The sequence below is a fragment of the Jiangella anatolica genome (genome assembly GCF_003236295.1).
Classification (GTDB): domain Bacteria; phylum Actinomycetota; class Actinomycetes; order Jiangellales; family Jiangellaceae; genus Jiangella; species Jiangella anatolica.
The window spans coordinates 1-19,714 of sequence record NZ_POTW01000118.1; the positions used below are offsets into that span (position 1 = coordinate 1).

Consider the following 19,714-nt stretch of genomic DNA (forward strand, 5'->3'; position numbering starts at 1 on the left):
CCACCCGCCCCTCCGCCGCGAGCCGCCGCAGCGTCGACGTGACCACCGCGACACCGAGGCCGAACCGGGTCGCGACGTCGCCGGCGTGAAACGGGCCGTGCGTCCGTGCGTACCGCGCCACGATGTCGCCGAGCGGATCGGGCACCGGCGCGGTGAACGCGTCGTGCACGCCGCCGGGCAGCGCCACCCCGAGCGCGTCGCGCAGCCGGGCCGCGTCCTCCACGGCGGCCCACACCTCCTGGCCGGCCACGCGCACAGCGATGACCCGCCGCTGTCGTACCAGGTCGTCCAGCTGCGCCGCGGCGCCGTCGGGCTCCACGGACCGGGCCGCCACCTCGTCCGTCGTCAGCGGGCCGAGCAGCCGCAGCAGGTCGGCCACCCCTTCGGCGTCGCGCGCCTTCCGTTCCGGGACCAGTCGCTGCAGTTCGGCCTCGGTGCGCTCGATCACCTCGAGGTCGAGCAGCTCGCGCAGCTCCGTCTGGCCGAGCAGCTCGGCCAGCAGCGCCGAGTCCAGCGTCAGCGCCTGCGCCCGCCGCTCGGCCAGCGGGGAGTCGCCCTCGTACATGAACGCGGCGACGTACCCGAACAGCAGCGACCGCGCGAACGGCGACGGCGTCGGCGTCTCGACCTCGACGACCTTAACCTGCCGGCCGGCGACCCGGCGCATGAGGTCGCGCAGCCCGTCGAGGTCGTAGACGTCCTGCAGGCACTCGCGCATGGTCTCGAGCAGCATCGGGAACGAGCCGTACTTCGACGCCACCTCCAGCAGCTGGGCCGAGCGCTGCCGTTGCTGCCACAGCGGCGAGCGCCGGTCGGGGGAGCGGCGGGGCAGCAGCAGCGCCCGCGCGGCGCACTCGCGGAACCGCGACGCGAACAGCGCCGACCCGCCGACCTCGGCGGTGACGATGTCGTCCAGCTCGTCGGGGTCGAGCACCACCAGCCGAGCGTCGGGCGCCTCGGCGCCGGAGAGCTCGTCGACGCCGTCGAGGGTGTCGGGGATGCGCAGCACGATGCCGTCGTCGGCGTGCGCGGCCTGCACGTCGACCCCGTAGCGCTCGCGCAGCCGCGCCCCGATGGCCAGCGCCCACGGCGCGTGCACCCGGGCGCCGTACGGGGAATGAACGATCAGCCGCCAGTCGCCCAGCTCGTCGCGGAACCGCTCGACCACCAGCGTGCGGTCGTCGGGCACGTGGCCGGTGGCCTCGCGCTGGTCGCGGACGTAGTCGAGGAGGTTGTCGACGGCCCACTCGTCCAGCCCGGCGCCGGCGGCCCGTTCGCGCGCCTTCGGCTCGGCCAGCTTGTTGATCTCGCGGACGAAGCCGCCGACGGCCGCGCCCAGCTCGGCCGGCCGGCCCAGCGTGTCGCCGTGCCAGAACGGCAGCTTGCCCGGATGTCCCGGCGCGGGGGAGACCATGACGCGGTCGTGTGTGATGTCCTCGATCCGCCAGCTGGTGGCGCCGAGCGCGAACACGTCGCCGACCCGCGACTCGTACACCATCTCCTCGTCCAGCTCGCCGACCCGGGCGCCGCCGCGGCGCGGGTCGGAGCCGACCAGGAAGACGCCGAACAGCCCGCGGTCGGGGATGGTCCCGCCGCTGGTCACGGCCAGTCGCTGCGCACCGGGCCGGCCCTTCAGGACACCGGTGGTGCGGTCCCACACCAGCCGCGGTCGCAGCTCGGCGAACTCGTCGGACGGATACCGCCCGGCCAGCATGTCCAGCACCGCGTCGTACGACGACTGCGGCAGCGTCACGAACGGATGCGCCCGCCGGACCAGCGACAGCAGGTCGTCGGCCGTCCAGTCCTCCATCGCCACCATGGCGACGATCTGCTGCGCGAGCACGTCGAGCGGGTTGCGCGGGACGGTCAGCTGCTCGATCTGCCCGGACACCATGCGCTCGGCGACGACGGCGGTCTGCACGAGGTCGCCGCGGTACTTCGGGAACAGCACGCCGCTGGAGACCGCGCCGACCTGGTGACCCGCCCGGCCGACCCGCTGCAGTCCGCTGGCCACCGACGGCGGCGACTCGACCTGCACGACGAGGTCGACCGCGCCCATGTCGATGCCCAGCTCGAGGCTGCTCGTCGCGACGACGGCGGGCAGCCGGCCGGACTTGAGGTCGTCCTCGATCAGCGCCCGCTGCTCCTTGCTGACCGAGCCGTGGTGCGCCCGCGCGATCGTCGCCGCGGCGCCGTGCGACGACCCGGCCTGCGCCATCAGCGACGCCGGCGGCGGATGCTGCGACAGCGGCGGATCCTCGGGCGTGCGTTCCTCGGACCGCTCCGCCGCGATCTCGTTCAGCCGCGCCGTCAGCCGCTCGGCCAGCCGCCGCGAGTTCGCGAACACGATGGTGGACTGGTGCTCCTCGACGAGGTCGACGACGCGCTGCTCGACGTGCGGCCAGATCGACGCGGTGCCGGAGCCGCCGTCCTCGTCGAACCCGACCGGCGCCGGGACCGGCGGCGCCACCGCGTCGAGTTCGTCGAGGTCGGGCACCGGCACGACCACCTTGAGGTCCCACCGCTTCTCGCTCGGCGGCGCGACCACCTCGACCGGGCGGCCGCCCCCGAGGAACCGGGCCACCTCCTCGATCGGCCGCACCGTCGCCGACAGCCCGATGCGCTGCGCCGGGCGTTCCAGCAGCGCATCGAGCCGTTCCAGCGACAACGCCAGGTGCGCGCCCCGCTTGCCGCCGGCGACCGCGTGCACCTCGTCGACCACGACCGTCTCGACGTGCCGCAGCGACTCCCGCGCCTGCGACGTGAGCAGCAGGAACAGCGACTCGGGGGTGGTGATGAGGATGTCGGGCGGATGCTTGGCGAACCGGCGCCGCTCGTCGGCCGGGGTGTCGCCGGTGCGCACGCCGACGCTGATGGACGGCGACGGCACGCCGAGCCGGGCGGCGGCGTGCCCGATGCCGGCCAGCGGCGAGCGCAGGTTCCGCTCGACGTCGACCGTCAGCGCCTTGAGCGGCGAGACGTAGAGGACGCGGCAGCGGTGCGTCGGATCCTCCGGCACCGGCTGCGACGCCAGCCGGTCCAGCGCCCAGAGGAACGCGGCCAGCGTCTTCCCGGACCCCGTCGGCGCCACCACCAGGGCGTGATGCTCGGCGGCGACCGTACGCCAGGCGCCCTCCTGCGCCGCCGTGGGCGCGGCGAACGACCCGGCGAACCACGCGCGCGTGGCCGGGCCGAACAGCTCGAGGACGTCATCCATGGACCCATCATCGCTCGGGCCACCGACAAGGTCGGCGCGGTTCGGGATGAGGGATACTGACGGCGTGCGGTTGACGGACTTCTGGGAGCGGATGGAGCACCAGCTCGGCGCCACCTACGCGGACTCGTGGGCGCGCGACTACGTCATCGAGGGCCTCGGCGGGCGGACGGTGCACCAGGCGCTCGCCGCCGGCGAGGACACCAAGGTGGTCTGGCGCGCCGTCGCCGACGCCCTGCGCCTTCCGCCGAGCCAACGCTGAGAGATGGCAAGGTGGACCGATGTCGGCACGACAGGTGATTCTCGCGGCGGCCGCGATCTTCGCGCTGGCGGCGACGGCCGGGTGCACCATCCGCGTCGGCGACGGTGAGGATGACAACGGCGCCCAGCTCTTCGGGGACGGGAACAGCCTGCAGTGGGACCTGACCCGTCCGATCGAGGCGGAGCCGCTGGGACTCCCGGATGCCCAGCTGGAGATGGTCGACGTGCCCGACGACGCCACCGTGAGCCTCACGCTCCCCAGCGGCACTTGGTCCGGCCGCACCGAGCAGATGACGGTGACCACCAGGCGCGGTTACGTGGACCACGTCGATCTGTTCTGGACCGAGGACGACGGGCAGGCCGCCGCCGACCGGATGGTGGCGGACTCGGACCTCCTCGGCGTCGACGCCGCTCTGGTCGCCGAATGGGCCGAGAGCGCGCGGTGGGCCGAGACCGCCGACGTCAACGAGACTCGCCACGAGGACAACTACAACGGCGCGAGCGGTGAGGTGTCCACCGCGATCAAGCCCAGCATGGCCGTGGGCGACGGCCCGGGGACCCCGGTCCGTCTCTGGTACAAGTTCTACGTTCGCGACGTGGTCGAGACGGCCGGCTGAGCGGGGCGCGTCCGGGCGAAATCCGGATGCCGCTGTCGGACCGGCGGGGTAGCGTCCGGTTTGTGGCAGAACACCCCGGCGATCCGCCCATGGTCGGCGCCCACCGGCTCACCAAGCGGTTCGGCGAGTTCACCGCGGTCGACGCCATCGACGTCGAGGTGCGGCGGGGCGAGGCGTTCGGGTTCCTCGGGCCCAACGGCGCCGGCAAGTCGTCGACCATGCGGATGATCGGCTGCGTGTCGCCGCCGACGGAGGGCAGCCTGCGCATCCTCGGCCTGGACCCGGCGACGGACGGACCGGCGATCCGGGCCCGGCTCGGGGTGGTGCCGCAGCGCGACACGCTCGACGAGGAGCTGACGGTGCGCGAGAACATCCTCGTCTACGGCCGCTACTTCGGCCTGTCCCGCGCGCAGGTCAACGCGAAGGCCGACGAGCTGCTCGAGTTCGCCCAGCTCGGTGAGCGGGCCGGCAGCGTCGTCGAGCCGCTGTCCGGCGGCATGAAGCGACGGCTGACGATCGCCCGGTCGCTGGTCAACGACCCCGAGCTGCTGCTGCTCGACGAGCCCACCACCGGCCTGGACCCGCAGGCCAGACACGTGCTGTGGGACCGGCTGTTCCGGCTGAAACGCTCCGGCGTCACGCTGGTGCTGACCACGCACTACATGGACGAGGCCGAGCAGCTGTGCGACCGTCTGGTCGTCATGGACGGCGGCCGCATCGTCGCCGAGGGGTCGCCGCGCGAGCTGATCGCGCTGCACTCCACCCGCGAGGTGCTCGAGCTGCGGTTCGCCGCCGACGACCACGCGCCGTACGCCGCCAAGCTCACCGGTCTCGCCGACCGCGTCGAGGTGCTGCCCGACCGGCTGCTCCTCTACACCGACGACGGCGACGCGACGGCCGCCGCGGTGCACGGGCGCGGGCTGGCGCCGCTGTCGGTGCTGGCCCGCCGCTCGACGTTGGAGGACGTGTTCCTCCACCTCACCGGCCGGACGCTGGTGGACTGATGGCGGCGACGACGACGCCCGTGCGGCCGCACGAGGGGCGGCTGGCCGGCCGCGCGTTCGCGTACTGGATGGCCAACTACCGCCGGGTGTGGCGCGGCACCATCATCAGCGGCTTCCTCGGACCACTGTTCTTCCTGGTCGCGATGGGATTCGGCCTCGGCGCGCTGGTCGACGACGGCGGGCTCGGCGGGACCGGATACGTCGAGTTCATCGCGCCCGGCCTGCTCGCCGCCCAGGCCATGCAGACCGCCGTCGGCGAGTCGACGTTCCCGGTGATGGGCGCCCTGAAGTGGCATCGGCAGTACCACGCCATGCTGGCCACGCCGCTGGGCATCGCCGACCTCGTCCTCGGCCACGTCGCGTTCGTCACCATGCGGGTGGCCATCACGAGCGTGGCGTTCGCCGTCGTGGCCGTCGCGCTGGGCGCGATCGCGTCGTGGTGGGTCCTCGCGGCCGTGTTCGCCGCCGTGCTGACCGGCCTGGCGTTCACCACGCCTGTGTTCGCGTTCGCCGCCAGGCAGGACAACGACAGCGGCTTCAACGTGCTGTTCCGGTTCATCGTCATGCCGATGTTCCTGTTCTCCGGCACGTTCTTCCCGGTCTCGCAGCTGCCCGCGCTCCTCGAGGCGATCGCCCGGGTCACGCCGCTGTGGCACGGGGTGGAGCTCTGCCGCGGCCTGGTCCTGGAGACGGCGACGGTGGCCGGCTCGCTCGGGCACGCCGGCTACCTGCTGCTGTGGGCCGCCGGTGGGCTGTGGCTGGCGTTCGCGAGCTTCCGGAAGCGGCTGGTCACGTGAGCGCCGTCAACGCGATCGCCCGGGCGCTGCCGATCCCGGCCGGCGCCGGTCTGGCCCGGGCGCTGGTGGAACGCAACGCCCGCGCGTTCCGGCACGGCTGGGTCACGCTGGTCAGCGGCGTGTTCGAGCCGATGTTCTACCTGTTCTCGCTCGGCGTCGGGCTGGGCGCGCTGATCGGCGACGTCGACGCCGGCGGCGGGCGCATGGTCGAGTACGCCGCCTACGTCGCGCCGGCCATGATGGCGGCCGCCGCGATGAACGGCGCCGTCTACGACTCCACCTTCAACCTGTTCTTCAAGCTCAAGTACGCCAGGCTGTACGACTCCGTGCTGGCCACACCGCTCGGCCCGCGCGACGTCGCCGTCGGCGAGATCACCTGGGCGCTGCTGCGCGGGCTGCTGTACTCGACGGCGTTCCTGGTGGTCGCGGCGGCCGCGGGGATGGTGAGCTCCTGGTGGGCGGTGCTGGCGCTGCCGGCGGCGAGCCTCATCGGGCTGGCTTTCGCCGCCGTCGGCATGTCCGTCACGACGTACCTGCGCAGTTGGCAGGACTTCGACTACATCCAGCTGGCGTTGATGCCGATGTTCCTGTTCTCGGCCACGTTCTATCCGCTGTCGACGTACGACGAGTCGATCCGGTGGCTGGTCCAGGCGACGCCGCTCTACCACGGCGTCGCGATGATCCGCGACCTGATGCTGGGCGACGTGGCCTGGGGGATCCTGGCGCACGTCGCGTACCTTGCCGTCATGGGTCTCGTGGGACTGGTGTTCGCGGCCCGCCGCATCGAACGGCTGCTGCTGCGGTGAGCGAGGTCGAGGCGGTCCAGCGGCGTACCGTCCGCACGCTGATCGCCGGCCAGGTCGTCGGCGGGCTCGGCGTGTCCGCGGCGATCGCCGTCGGCGCCGTCGTCGTCACCGAGGTCTTCGGCCGCGACGACCTGTCCGGGCTGGTGCAGAGCGCGCAGGTGCTCGGCGCGGCGCTGCTGGCGATGCCGGCCGCGTCGCTGGCGATGTCGCACGGACGCCGGCTCGGGCTGGGGCTGGCCTACGGCCTGGGCGCCGCGGGCGCCCTGATCGCGCTGGTCGCGACGCAGCTGGAGCTGTTCCCGCTGCTGCTCGTCGGGACGGCCCTGCTGGGCGGCGGGACGGCGGCCAGCCTGCAGGCCCGCTACGGCGCGACCGACCTGGCGCCACCGCAGGCCCGCGGCCGGGCGCTGTCCGTCATCGTCTGGGCCCAGACGGTGGGCGCGGTGGCCGGTCCCAACTTGGCCGGTCCGGCCGGCGATCTCGCGTCGGCGCTGGGCTTCGAGCCGCTGGCCGGTCCGTTCCTCGTCGGCGCCGTGGTGCTCGGGCTGGCCGCGGCGGTGATCCTCCTCTGGCTGCGGCCGGATCCGCTGGTGACGGCGCGCCGGCTGAGCGAGGCGGCGGCCGGGGCCTCGGCTGTGGGCTCGTCCGCCGAGGTCTCGGCTGCTGAGGGCGCTGCTGCCGGGGGCGCTGCTACGGGGGTCCCCGCTGGCTCTGCCGCCGGGGTTCCTCCGGTGCGGCGACCGGCGCGGCGGACGGGCGTGCTGCGGGCCGGGTGGGAGGCGATCGCGGCCAGTCCGCCCGCGGTGCTCGGCCTGATCTCCGTCGTCGTCGGGCACACCGTGATGGTGACCGTCATGGTGATGACGCCGGTGCACATGACCCACGGCGGCGCCTCGATCTCCGTCATCGGGTTCGTCATCAGCGTGCACGTGGCCGGCATGTTCGCGTTCTCGCCGGTGATGGGCTGGCTGTCCGACAACGTCGGCCGGATCCCGGTGATCCTGGGCGGCGTGCTGATCCTGCTCGTGTCGGTGGCGCTGTCCGGTACGGCTCACGAGGGGCACTCGCCGGGGCTGACGGCCGGGCTGTTCCTGCTCGGGCTCGGCTGGTCGGCGTGCATGGTGGCCGGCTCGACGCTGCTCACCGACGCCGTCGGGGTGGCCGAGCGGCCGGCCGTCCAGGGCGCGTCGGACCTGCTGATGGGCTTGGCGGCGGCCGGCGGGGGAGCGCTGGCCGGCCTCGTCGTGGGGTCGTACGGGTACGGCGTGCTGAACGCCGGGGCGGCGGTCCTGCTGGTCGCTCCGGTGGCCGCGATGCTGATTCCGGCGTGTCGCTCGCTCTCGAACACCCGTTCGGCATAGAGTCGGCTCTGTCCACAACCGAGAACGGTCGGCGCGGTTGTCCACAGTCTCGGGAACTCGTTCTCGATCTTGTCGGTGGCACCGCGTAACGTCTCCGGCGATGACCAAGAAAACGCAGGGCCGTGCGCCGGCCCGTCGACCCCAGGTGGTGCCCATGGCTGTTTCCGCGGACCGCGACAAGGCGCTCGAAGCCGCGCTCGCGCAGATCGAGCGATCCTTCGGCAAGGGCTCGGTGATGCGGCTGGGCGAGGAGGCCCGGGTCCCCATCGAGGTGATCCCGACCGGAGCCATCTCCCTCGACGTCGCGCTCGGCATCGGCGGGCTGCCGCGTGGCCGGGTGATCGAGATCTACGGCCCCGAGTCCTCCGGCAAGACCACCGTGGCGCTGCACGCGGTGGCCAACGCCCAGCGCGCCGGCGGCGTGGCCGGCTTCATCGACGCCGAGCACGCGCTCGACCCCGACTACGCGAAGGCGCTGGGGGTCGACACCGACTCCCTGCTCGTCTCCCAGCCCGACACGGGGGAGCAGGCGCTGGAGATCGCCGACACCCTCATCCGCTCCGGCGCGCTCGACATCATCGTCATCGACTCGGTGGCGGCGCTGGTGCCCAAGGCCGAGATCGAGGGCGAGATGGGCGACAGCCACGTCGGCCTGCAGGCCCGGCTGATGAGCCAGGCGCTGCGGAAGATCGCCGGCGCGCTGAGCCAGTCCAAGACCACGGCCATCTTCATCAACCAGCTGCGCGAGAAGATCGGCGTGTTCTTCGGCTCGCCCGAGACCACCACCGGCGGCAAGGCGCTGAAGTTCTACGCCTCCGTCCGCCTCGACGTGCGCCGCATCGAGACGCTCAAGGACGGCACCGACGCGGTGGGCAACCGCACCCGCGTCAAGGTGGTGAAGAACAAGGTCGCGCCGCCGTTCAAGCAGGCCGAGTTCGACATCATCTACGGCGAGGGCATCAGCCGCGAGGGCGGCCTCATCGACCTCGGCGTCGAGCAGAGCATCGTGCGCAAGTCCGGCGCCTGGTACACCTACGAGGGCGACCAGCTGGGGCAGGGCAAGGAGAACGCCCGCAACTTCCTCAAGGACAACCCCGACCTCGCCGACGAGATCGAGAAGAAGATCAAGGAGAAGCTGGGGGTCGGCCCGAAGATCGACGCCGCGGTCGAAGAGGCCCCGGTCGACTTCTGAGGCAGCCGTGGTGAGCAGCAACGCCGGGCGGCCGAGGCGCGGCCGCCCGGACGGTCGAGGTGGCGGCGACGGGCCGGAGCGTGGGCTCGATGCCGACGCGGACACCGCCGCCGGCCCCGACGCCGACCCGGAGTCGGTGGCGCGGACGATCGCGCTGAACCGGCTGTCGGTCGCGCCGCAGACCCGGGCCCAGCTCGACGCCGCCATGGCGCGCAAGGGTGTGCCGGAGGAGGTCCGCGACGGCGTGCTGGACCGGTTCGCCGACGTCGGGCTGGTCGACGACGCTGCGTATGCGAAGGCGTGGGTCGAGTCGCGGCACTCCGGACGCGGCCTGGCCCGCCGTGCGCTCGGCTACGAGCTGCGCAAACGCGGCGTCGAGCCCGCCGTCGCCCATGACGCCGTCCAGTCGGTCGACCCCGAGCAGGAGGCGGCGACGGCCCGCGCCCTCGTCGACGCACGGCTGCCGAGCACCCGCCGCCTCGATCCGGTCGCCCGCACCCGCCGGCTCACCGGCCTGCTGGCCCGCAAGGGCTACCCGCCCGGCCTCGCCTTCCGGGTCGTCCGCGAAGCCCTCGAGTCCGACGGCGTCGACGGCATGGACCTCCCCGACGACTTCCTCGCCGACTGACGCGGCGGCCCCCCGGCGGCGGCCGGTCCACAGCGTCCGGGCGGCACGCGTTCGGGTTCCTTGACCGTCTGTACACCCTTACGTAACCTCAACTCCAAAGGTGGAGAGCAACTCCGCGACCGCGGATCGGACATAGAGAACATGGCAACACTCGACACCACAGCACCGCCGGGGCCAGTGCAGGGCAGGCCGGGGCGGCTCGTCGAGGTGTGCGTGCTGCAGCACTGATGTGGCACGTCGGTGGTTCGAGCTGCATCGTTCGCGGTGCGGTCGTGGTCGTGGTGCGGTTCCCGCCAGCAGCCGGTTTGCCTGCGCAGACCGCTATATGTGAGGGAGCCCGCCGATGAACACCGGAACGGCAATTCTGCTGGTCGGACTGGTGGTCGTGGCGCTACTGGCCGTAGCGCTCTACGTCTTGTTCAGTCGGCTCCGCGGCGTCGAGGGCACGCGCGCCAACTCCGCTGAGCTGTTCGCACAGATCGAGGCCGACTCTCTGCGGCTGCGATCCGCCGCCCAGAGTGAGGCCGACGAGGTCAGGGCGGCCGCCCGCCGCGAGGCCGAGGAGCTGCGGACGAAGGCCACCACCGAGGCCGCCGAGCTGAAGACCCGCGCCGCCGCCGAGGCCGAGCAGGCCAGGGCACGCGCCGACGAGGCGCGCGAGCGCGCCGACCAGGCCGGCGAGGACCTGCGCGAGCAGCGCGCCGACCTCGAGCGACGGGAGCAGCGCCTGGTCGAGCGCGAGGAGAAGATCGCCGCCGACACCGAGTCGCTGACGCAGCGGTTGCAGGAGGTCGAGACGCAGGCCGCCGAGCTGGCCAGCCGCACCGCCGACCTCGACGCGCTCGAGGCCGAGCGGCGCGCCATCCTGGAACGCGCCGCGCAGCTGACCGCCGAACAGGCCAAGGCCGAGCTGGTCGCCGCCGTCGAGGACGAGGCGAAGCGGGCCGCCGTCATGCGGGTGCGCGACATCGAGAAGGACGCCAACGAGAACGGCCAGGCCCGCGCCCGCGAGATCATCACGCTGGCCATCCAGCGCCTGGCCAGCGAGCAGACCGCGGAGTCCGTCGTGTCGGTGCTGCACCTGCCGGGCGATGAGATGAAGGGCCGCATCATCGGCCGCGAGGGCCGCAACATCCGGGCGTTCGAGCAGGTCACCGGCGTGAACCTGATCATCGACGACACGCCCGAGGCGGTTCTGCTGTCGTGCTTCGACCCGGTCCGCCGCGAGGTCGCCCGGCTGACGCTGGAGGAGCTGGTGCTCGACGGGCGGATCCACCCGCACCGCATCGAGGAGCAGTACGAGAAGAGCAAGGCCGAGGTCGAGGCGCTGTGTGTGCGGGCCGGCGAGGACGCGCTGGTCGAGATGGGCATCACCGACATGCACCCCGACCTCGTCGCGCTGCTGGGACGGCTGCGCTACCGCACGTCGTACGGGCAGAACGTGCTCAAGCACCTGATCGAGTCCGCGCACCTGGCCGGCATGATGGCCGGCGAGCTGGGCCTGGACGTCAAGCTCAACAAGCGGTGCGCGCTGCTGCACGACATCGGCAAGGCGCTCACCCACGAGGTCGACGGCAGCCACGCGCTCATCGGCGCCGAGATCGCCCGGCGCTACGGCGAGAACGACGACGTCGTGCACGCCATCGAGGCGCACCACAACGAGGTCGAGCTGCGCACCGTCGAGGCCGTCCTGACCCAGGCCGCCGACGCCATCTCCGGCGGCCGCCCCGGCGCCCGCCGCGAGTCGCTGGAGGCGTACGTCAAGCGGCTGGAGCGGCTGGAGGAGATCTCGATGAGCCACGAGGGCGTCGAGAAGGTCTTCGCCATGCAGGCCGGCCGTGAGGTCCGGGTCATGGTGCTGCCCGACGTCGTCGACGACATCCAGGCGCAGGTCCTGGCGCGCGACATCGCCAAGCAGGTCGAGGAGGAGCTGACCTACCCCGGCCAGATCCGCATCACCGTCGTCCGCGAGTCCCGCTCGACGGAGTTCGCTCGCTGACGGAGTCCGGCGCCGGTCAGGGCGGCGTGCCCAGCTGGCCGGCGCCGTCCGCGCCCGTGGCGTGCGTACCCGCGATCTGCACCTGGTCGGCCTTCGCCACGCCGCCGGCCGCCTTCGCGGTGCCGCGCCGCTCCAGATAGACAGCCAGCCGGGACAGCGTGAAGTTGACGGCGATGTAGATGGCCGCGCCCACCACGAAGAACTGGAACCAGTAGCGCTGCCCGAAGAACTGCGTGTTGTTCCGCAACACATTGAGCAGCTCGGCGTAGCCGACGATGAAGCCGAGCGAGGTGTCCTTCAGCAGCACGACCAGCTGACTCACCAGCGACGGGAGCATGCGCCGCACGGCCTGGGGGAGCAGCACGGTGAACAGGGTCTGGCGCTGGCTGAGTCCGATGCTGTAGCTGGCCTCCGACTGGCCCTTCGGCAGCGACACGATCCCCGCGCGGAGGATCTCGGCGAAGATCGCGCTGTTGTAGACGACGAGGCCGAACACGACGCCCCAGAAGATGGGGAGGCCGATCGCGATGACGCCGAAGAACATCAGCAGCACGACCGGCAGGCCGCGGAAGAACTCGATGACGACGGTGACGGGCGTGCGGATCCAGACCGCGGGCGTCATCCGCAGCACGGCCAGGAGCAGGCCGAGCGCCAGCGCGATGGCCGCCGCGACCCCGGCCGCGCGCAGTGTCGCACCCAGGCCGGTGACGAGCATGGAGCGCCAGACGTCGGCCGCGGACTGTCCCAGCGGCGGGTCGGTGAACACCTGCCAGCGTTCCGGATCCCACTGGTCGCGCGAGTCGAGCTGGCGGTAGGCCAGGTACAGCAGGCCGAGGACGAACAGGCCCCCCAGGATCGACCACAGGGTCGTGCGGCGGCGGGTGCGCGGCCCGGGGGCGTCATACAGGATCGAGCTCATCGGGCGAACGCCACCTTCCGCTCGACGTAGCCGGCGAGGATCCCGGCCGGGACCGTGATGATCAGATAGAAGACCCCGATGAAGATGAGGACGGGGTAGATGTCGCTCGGGTGCGCGTTCGTCAGCTGGCGAGCGACGCCGAAGAGCTCGGCGACGAAGAAGCCGCCGGCGACGGAGCTGTTCTTCGTCAGGGCGATGAAGATGTTGATCAACGGCGGGATCACCGTGCGGAACGCCTGGGGCAGCACGATCAGCCGCAGCGTCTGCGGGAACGTCAGCCCGACCGCCCGGGCCGCCTCGCCCTGGCCGAGCCCGACGCTGTTGATGCCCGAGCGCACCGCCTCGCAGACGAACGCCGCCGTGTAGACCGACAGCGCGACGACGGCGGGGGCGAAGAAGTCCGACGGCGTCCAGCCCAGCTGCGGCGCCACGAACACGAAGAAGATGAACACCAGCGTCAGCGGCGTGTTCCGGACGATCTCGACGTACGCCGTGCCGAACCAGCGCAGCGTCGGCACCGGCGACACCCGGAAGGACCCGAGGATCGTGCCCACCACCAGCGCGATCGCGGCGGACAGCAGAGTGAGCGAGAGTGTGGTGGTGAACCCGTCCCAGTAGAGCGGGAGCTCATCGATCACGGTGTCCATCAGGCAGCCCTTCTCGGCGGGTCGGACTCAGAACGGATGGACCGCCGCACCAGGGCGGCGGTCCATCCGATGACGTGCCGTCAGTACCGGTCGACCTCCGGCGGCTCCGGCGTGTCGAGCACCGTGCCCGCGGTGTCCTCCCACGCCTGCTCCCAGCGGCCGTCCTCGAAGGAGGCCTCGAGCACGTCGTTGATCCAGTTGCGGAACTCGGTGTCGCCGAGCTCCAGGCCGATGCCGTACGGCTCCTCGGTGAACGTCTCACCGACCAGCTTGAACTCGCCCGGGTTCTGGTCGACGAAGCCGGACAGGATGACGTTGTCGGTGGTGACGGCGTCGACCTGGCCGTTGCGCAGCGGCTCCAGGCAGTCCGAGTACGCGCCGGTCGGGAACAGCTCCGCCTCCGGGTAGTTGGTGCGGATGTTCTCCGCCGGCGTGGAGCCCTCGACCGAGCAGACGCGGCGGCCGGCGAGGTCGTCCGGGCCGTTGATGTCGGTGTTCGACTCCAGCACCATGATCGTCTGGCCGGCGTTGAAGTACGGGCCGGCGAAGTCGACCAGCTGCTTGCGCTCGTCGTTGATCGTGTAGGTCGCGACGACGATGTCGACCTGGCCGTCCTGGATGAACGGCTCGCGGTTGGCCGAGACGGTCTCGACCCAGTTGATGTTGTCCTCGCTGATGCCCAGCTCGGACGCGATGATCTTGGCGATCTCGACGTCGAAGCCGACGGGGGTGCCGTCCGGGCCGACCAGGCCGAACAGCGGCTGGTCGAACTTGGTGCCGACGGTGATCTCGCCGGCCTCGGCCAGCTCGGCCATCGTGCTGCCCTCGGGGAAGTCGCCGGCCTCGGCCGACGGCTCGTCGCCGCTGGCGGTGTCGTCGCCGCCGTCGTCGTCACCACAGGCCGCGAGGACCAGCAGCGCGGACAGCGCCGTGGCCGCCAGAGCGCCGGACCGCCGCATCGATCGGTGGGTACGCATGGTGTTCTCCTCTACTGACGTTCGATGTCTCAGTGGGTCAGGATCTTGCTGAGGAAGTCCCTGGCCCGATCGCTTTGTGCGTTGGTGAAGAACTCCTCCGGTGCGGCCTCCTCGACGATGCTGCCGGCGTCCATGAAGACGACGCGGTTGGCGGCCCGGCGGGCGAACCCCATCTCGTGGGTGACGACGATCATCGTCATGCCGTCGCGGGCGAGGGCGATCATGACGTCGAGCACCTCGTTGATCATCTCCGGGTCGAGCGCGGAGGTGGGCTCGTCGAACAGCATGACCTTGGGTTTCATCGCCAGTGCCCGGGCGATCGCGACGCGTTGCTGCTGGCCGCCGGACAGCTGGGCCGGCAGCTTGCGGGCCTGGTCCGCGACACCGACGCGGTCGAGCAGCTCCATTGCCGTCTTCTCCGCCTCGGACTTCTTCACGCCCTTCGCCTTGACCGGGCCGAGCGTGACATTCTGCAGCACCGTCTTGTGTGCGAACAGGTTGAACGCCTGGAACACCATGCCGACGTCGGCGCGCAGCCGGGCCAGGCCCTTGCCCTCCTCGGGCAGCGGCCGGCCGTCGACGGCGATGGTGCCGGAGTCGATGGTCTCGAGCCGGTTGATCGTCCGGCACAGCGTCGACTTGCCCGACCCGGACGGCCCGATGACGACGACCACCTCGCCGCGGTCGACGCTCAGGTTGATGTCGCGCAGCACGTGCAGGGCACCGAAGTGCTTGTTGACGTCGCGCAGCTCGACCAGCGGCCCGCCGGCGGTCTCGACGCTCATGGACTCACACCACCACCTCTACGACGATCCCGGGACAGGCGTCCACGGTATGGGGGAGAAGACCGCCTGTCATGCCCTTTGAGCTGCGGTTCCGGTCACTGGTTGGTAACAAAACCAACAAGGCCGGTGTCGGCAGGCGATGCCGTCCGCTGTGTGGGCGAAGTCATGCGCTGTCACATCGCACTGTGCGATCATTCGCCACACACCGGACGAATCTCCCCCGATCTCCGGTGACATGGCGGTTTCATCCCCGGAGGTTCTCGTGGTCACACACCGACGAACGGCCCGCCTCTTACTCGTCACGGCGGTGACGGCCGGACTCACCGTCGCCGGGCTGTCCGCGCAGGCCAGCGACCCGTCGCCGGACGTCGCGCCGGTGCGGCAGGAGCTGCCGCTGCCGGACGAACGGGTCATTCGCGTGCACGTCCCCGGCAGCGAGGCGCTGTACGCGATGGAGGACGCCGGCTACGACTTCACCGGCGACTACGAACGGGTCCCCGACGGCGTCGTCGTCGACGCGCTGCTCACGGCCGATCAGCTGGCCGGGCTGGACGCGTTCGGCGCGACGGTGGCGGCGCAGAGCCCGGCGACCACAGCGGTCACGCCGTCGGCGCCCCGGGCGGCGGCGCCCAGCGCCGAGGCGGCGGTCGACGCGGACACCGTCACCGTCGGCCGGGTCGACTGGTTCACCACGAAGGGCCAGGGCTTCCTCTCCGTCGAAGTGAAGTCCGACGCGCTCGACGCCGCCGCGCTGACGCTGAGCTGGGACGGCGGCACGGTGGCCATCCCTGCGTACATCGACTCCGGCGAGTACCTCTACCACCGGGTCCTGACCAGGGTCGACGGCCCGCGGCCGGACCAGATCACCGTCACCAGCTCGCTCGGCGGCAGCTCGACGGCGCCGGTCACCGACTGGCTGCACGAGACCGCCGCCGACGTCGACCGCCCGGGCTACGAGTACGGGTTCATCGACGGCTACCTGAACCCGACCCAGGTCTACGAGCGGCTCGAGCAGCTGCACGCGGAGCACCCCGACGTCACCGAGATCGTCGAGCTGCCGAACCGTACCAACGGGTACCGCCGGCTGGCCCAGGCGCTGTTCGGGACGGCGAACGACAGCCGAGTCGGCGTCGACTCGCTGGCCTGGGGGCACGAGGGCGGCAACGACATCTCCGTCGAGCTGCGCGATCCCGGCGTCGCGAGCAGCGCGCTGGACGTCAGCGTCGACGGCGACGCGATCACCGTCCACCTCCGCACCGACGCGGCCGGCGCGGTCACCAGCACCGCCGCCGAGGTCGTCGCCGCGCTGAACGCCGAGGCCGGTGCGCTGGTGAAGGCGTACCCGTACCGCGGCAACGCCGGCGCGGGGATCGTCGCCCCGGCGGCGCCGACGCTGCTCAGCGACCACCTCGCCGCGCCGCCGGAGATCTCCCGCGACCCGTTCCCGATCCGGGCGCTGCGGATCGGCACCCACCGCGACGGCTCCCGGCCGGGCGTGCTGATCATCGCCCAGGACCATGCCCGCGAGCGGGTGACGCCGCTGGTCGCGCTGGAGGCGGCCGAGCGGCTGCTGGCCAACCGCGACAACGACCCGACCACGCGGCGGATCCTGGAGAACGTCGACATCCTCATCGTCCCGTCGAACAACCCCGACGGCGGTCACTACAACTTCTTCGACCGCATCGGACAGCGGCGCACCATGACCAACCACTGCCCGCTGACGGGGTCGGCGGACGTGCTGGCGCGCGGCAACTGGGGCGTCGACCTCAACCGGAACTACCGGGTCGGCTCGGCGCTGGACGGCTACGACGGCGCCTCGTTCTCGTGCACGTCCGACACCTACATGGGCCCGGACAAGCTGTCCGAGCCGGAGGCGCAGAACATCGTCTGGCTCGCCGACACGTTCGACAACCTCAAGTTCTTCATGACGGTGCACAGCTCCGGCGGGCAGCTGTTCTGGCAGCCGGGCGCCTACATCGCCGAGGGCCGCATCACGACGCCGCGGCCGCCGCTGCGGGACGAGACGTACTACTGGGAGATGGCAGAGGAGATCCTCTCCAACGTCAAGGGGCTGCGCGACACCGTCGTCCAGCCGGGCAACGTCGGCGGCTCGTCCGACGTCCTGTACTCGTCGGCCGGGAACGTCCGCGAGGACCTGTACTTCAACTACGGCATCTACGCGTTCGGCTGGGAGATCGGCGGCGTCCAGTGGAACCCGGAGACCGGCGAGTTCGACTCCGGCGGCGGCTTCATCCCGGAGTGGCCGGAGGCGGACCTGCAGTACCAGGAGTACGCCAGCGGTGTGATCGAGATGTTCGAGATCGCCATGGCGTACGGGCAGGACCGGTACCCGGCCACCACGCGGCTGGTGCAGGAGCGTCAGCCCGACGGGACGGTTCACGTGACGTTCGAGCCCAGCGAGCCGGCGTCGATCCACTACACGACCGACGGCAGCACGCCGACCACCGAGTCGCCGGTGTACGAGGCGGCCGCCATGCGCGAGCCCGGCGAGGTCATCGAGGTCTCCGAGACGACGACGTTCCGGTGGATCTCCGTCGACGTGAAGGGCCAGGTCGAGAGCCACAAACGGTTCACCGTCCGCGTGCGCTGAAGCAGGGATGCTCGCCCCGGCGAGGTTGCCGGGGCGAGCGCTTATCCTGGGTGACGACATGAACGCGCGCACGTACGAGGTCCGCACCTACGGGTGCCAGATGAACGTCCACGACTCCGAGCGGCTCTCCGGGCTGCTGGAGGACGCGGGCTACACGCGCGCGGGTGACGGCGCGACGGCCGACGTCGTCGTGCTGAACACCTGCGCCGTCCGCGAGAACGCCGACAACAAGCTCTACGGCAATCTCGGCCACCTGGCGTCGGTGAAGGCCGGCCGCGACGGCATGCAGATCGCCGTCGGCGGCTGCCTGGCGCAGAAGGACCGGACCGAGATCACCCGGCGGGCGCCCTGGGTCGACGTCGTGTTCGGCACCCACAACGTCGGCTCGCTGCCGGCGCTGCTGGACCGGGCCCGGGTCGAGCAGGAGGCGCAGGTCGAGATCGTCGAGGCGCTCGAGACGTTCCCGTCGGACCTGCCGTCGCGGCGCGAGAGCCCGTACGCCGCGTGGGTCGCGATCAGCGTCGGCTGCAACAACACCTGCACGTTCTGCATCGTGCCGGCGCTGCGCGGCCGCGAGCGCGACCGCCGTCCGGGCGACGTCCTGTCCGAGGTGCAGGCGCTGGTCGCCGAGGGTGTCATCGAGGTGACGCTGCTCGGCCAGAACGTCAACGCCTACGGTGTCGAGTTCGGCGACCGGTACGCGTTCGGCAAGCTGCTGCGCACCGTCGGCGCCGTCGAGGGGCTGGAGCGGGTCCGGTTCACCAGCCCGCACCCGCGCGACTTCACCGACGACGTCATCGAGGCCATGGCGTCGACGCCGACGGTCATGCCGCAGCTGCACATGCCGCTGCAGTCGGGGTCGGACCGCGTCCTGCGGGCGATGCGGCGTTCGTACCGGCAGGAGCGCTATCTCGGCATCGTGTCGAAGGTGCGCGCGGCGATGCCGGAGGCGGCCATCACGACCGACATCATCGTCGGGTTCCCCGGCGAGACCGAGGCCGACTTCGAGGAGACGCTGTCGGTCGTGCGCGAGGCGCGGTTCGCGTCGGCGTTCACGTTCCAGTACTCCAAGCGCCCCGGCACGCCGGCGGCGACGATGGACGACCAGGTGCCGCCCGAGGTGGTGCGCGAGCGCTACCAGCGGCTGGCGTCGCTGGTCGAGGAGGTCGCCTGGGACGAGTCCCGCGCCTTCGTCGGCCGCGACGTCGAGGTGCTGGTCGCCGAGGGCGAGGGCCGCAAGGACGGCGAGACGCACCGGCTGTCCGGCCGGGCCCGCGACAACCGGCTCGTGCACTTCTCGGTGCCGTCCGGGGCGGCGGCGCCGCGGCCGGGCGACATGGTGACGGTGCAGGTCAGCTATGCCGCGCCGCATCACCTGGTGGCGGACGGGCCGACGTACGCGCTGCGCCGCACACGGGCCGGTGACGCGTTCGAGCGGGCGACGGCGTCGCCTTCCGTTGTGACCGCCCCCGGGGTCTTGCTGGGCATGCCGACGGTCGGCGCCCCCGCCGCGCTTCCCGTCGCCGAGGCGCCGGCCTGCGGCCACGCCTGAGTCCACGACTGAGTCCACTGGGGCCGCGATGAGCGACGACGATCCGGTGCTGCGGGCCGTCGACGCTGTGGTCGTCCGGGTGCCCGACCTCGACGCGGGCCTGGCGTTCTATCGCGACGAACTGGGACACGAGCTGCTCTGGCGCCACGACGCCATCGGCCAGGCCGGGCTCCGGCTCCCGGACGCCGAGAGCGAGCTCGTGCTGGCGGCCGACGTGCCACCGGGACCGGCATGGCTGGTCGACGCGGTCGAGCCGGCTGTCGAGCGCATCGTGGCGGCGGGTGGGCGGGTGGTCTCGCCGCCGGCCGACGTACCGGTGGGCCGGGTCGCCGTCGTCGAGGACC

The 19,714-nt window shown here is 71.8% G+C and carries 17 protein-coding genes; 12 read left to right on the forward strand and 5 right to left on the reverse strand.

The window, feature by feature from the left end:
* The coding region (locus C1I92_RS29490) for a DEAD/DEAH box helicase (protein ID WP_111258212.1) at positions 1-3,217 on the reverse strand (3,217 nt) is incomplete at its 3' end.
* 64 nt (positions 3,218-3,281) lie between these two features.
* On the opposite strand from C1I92_RS29490, the gene C1I92_RS29495 reads away from it, so the two are divergent.
* The 9 genes from C1I92_RS29495 to rny all read left to right on the forward strand — a co-directional run bounded on the left by C1I92_RS29495 (position 3,282) and on the right by rny (position 11,879).
* Complete coding sequence (locus C1I92_RS29495; protein WP_111258213.1) at positions 3,282-3,476, forward strand: DUF3046 domain-containing protein; 195 nt, start codon at positions 3,282-3,284, stop codon at positions 3,474-3,476.
* A gap of 19 nt (positions 3,477-3,495) precedes the next feature.
* The gene (locus C1I92_RS29500; RefSeq protein WP_146605329.1) at positions 3,496-4,092 is read left to right on the forward strand and encodes a hypothetical protein; all 597 of its coding nucleotides are present in this window, start codon (positions 3,496-3,498) and stop codon (positions 4,090-4,092) included.
* Positions 4,093-4,181: 89 nt separating this feature from the next.
* Positions 4,182-5,096, forward strand: a complete 915-nt coding sequence (locus tag C1I92_RS29505) for an ABC transporter ATP-binding protein (RefSeq protein WP_369124143.1) — start codon at positions 4,182-4,184, stop codon at positions 5,094-5,096.
* On the forward strand, positions 5,096-5,893 hold the full coding sequence (locus C1I92_RS29510) for an ABC transporter permease (RefSeq protein ID WP_111258216.1): 798 nt from the start codon (positions 5,096-5,098) through the stop codon (positions 5,891-5,893). Before C1I92_RS29505 ends, C1I92_RS29510 begins: the two co-directional genes overlap by 1 nt.
* Positions 5,890-6,699, forward strand: coding sequence for an ABC transporter permease (locus tag C1I92_RS29515; protein WP_111258217.1), 810 nt, complete (start codon positions 5,890-5,892; stop codon positions 6,697-6,699). The genes C1I92_RS29510 and C1I92_RS29515 overlap by 4 nt, the downstream gene beginning before the upstream one ends.
* Complete coding sequence (locus C1I92_RS29520; RefSeq protein ID WP_199521718.1) at positions 6,696-8,060, forward strand: MFS transporter; 1,365 nt, start codon at positions 6,696-6,698, stop codon at positions 8,058-8,060. The genes C1I92_RS29515 and C1I92_RS29520 overlap by 4 nt, the downstream gene beginning before the upstream one ends.
* Before the next feature lie 154 nt (positions 8,061-8,214).
* Positions 8,215-9,252 (forward strand): recombinase RecA, encoded by a 1,038-nt coding sequence (gene recA / locus C1I92_RS29525; protein ID WP_111258218.1) that lies wholly within the window; start codon positions 8,215-8,217, stop codon positions 9,250-9,252.
* Positions 9,253-9,262: 10 nt separating this feature from the next.
* Positions 9,263-9,880: a regulatory protein RecX gene (locus C1I92_RS29530; RefSeq protein WP_199521719.1), complete on the forward strand. Its 618-nt coding sequence runs from the start codon at positions 9,263-9,265 to the stop codon at positions 9,878-9,880.
* 343 nt (positions 9,881-10,223) lie between these two features.
* Positions 10,224-11,879 carry a ribonuclease Y gene (rny, locus tag C1I92_RS29535; RefSeq protein WP_111258219.1) on the forward strand — a complete coding sequence of 552 codons (1,656 nt, stop codon included), beginning with the start codon at positions 10,224-10,226 and terminating at the stop codon, positions 11,877-11,879.
* 16 nt (positions 11,880-11,895) lie between these two features.
* Here rny and C1I92_RS29540 read toward each other — a convergent pair whose 3' ends face one another.
* The 4 genes from C1I92_RS29540 to C1I92_RS29555 form a co-directional block, all read right to left on the reverse strand.
* Entirely contained in the window at positions 11,896-12,798 is a 903-nt protein-coding gene (locus C1I92_RS29540; RefSeq protein WP_111258220.1) for an amino acid ABC transporter permease, read from the reverse strand.
* Positions 12,795-13,445 carry an amino acid ABC transporter permease gene (locus C1I92_RS29545; protein ID WP_111258221.1) on the reverse strand — a complete coding sequence of 217 codons (651 nt, stop codon included), beginning with the start codon at positions 13,443-13,445 and terminating at the stop codon, positions 12,795-12,797. Before C1I92_RS29545 ends, C1I92_RS29540 begins: the two co-directional genes overlap by 4 nt.
* Before the next feature lie 80 nt (positions 13,446-13,525).
* Positions 13,526-14,422 carry a glutamate ABC transporter substrate-binding protein gene (locus tag C1I92_RS29550; protein ID WP_199521720.1) on the reverse strand — a complete coding sequence of 299 codons (897 nt, stop codon included), beginning with the start codon at positions 14,420-14,422 and terminating at the stop codon, positions 13,526-13,528.
* A gap of 29 nt (positions 14,423-14,451) precedes the next feature.
* Entirely contained in the window at positions 14,452-15,207 is a 756-nt protein-coding gene (locus tag C1I92_RS29555) for an amino acid ABC transporter ATP-binding protein (RefSeq protein WP_111258223.1), read from the reverse strand.
* Between the two features lie 307 nt (positions 15,208-15,514).
* Here C1I92_RS29555 and C1I92_RS29560 point away from each other — a divergent pair, with 307 nt between their 5' ends.
* From C1I92_RS29560 to C1I92_RS29570, 3 genes are all read left to right on the forward strand, one after another.
* Entirely contained in the window at positions 15,515-17,818 is a 2,304-nt protein-coding gene (locus C1I92_RS29560; RefSeq protein ID WP_111258224.1) for a M14 family metallopeptidase, read from the forward strand.
* A 58-nt stretch (positions 17,819-17,876) separates the two neighbouring features.
* Positions 17,877-19,370: a tRNA (N6-isopentenyl adenosine(37)-C2)-methylthiotransferase MiaB gene (gene miaB, locus C1I92_RS29565; RefSeq protein ID WP_111258225.1), complete on the forward strand. Its 1,494-nt coding sequence runs from the start codon at positions 17,877-17,879 to the stop codon at positions 19,368-19,370.
* Between the two features lie 28 nt (positions 19,371-19,398).
* The coding region (locus C1I92_RS29570; protein WP_199521721.1) for a VOC family protein at positions 19,399-19,714 on the forward strand (316 nt) is incomplete at its 3' end.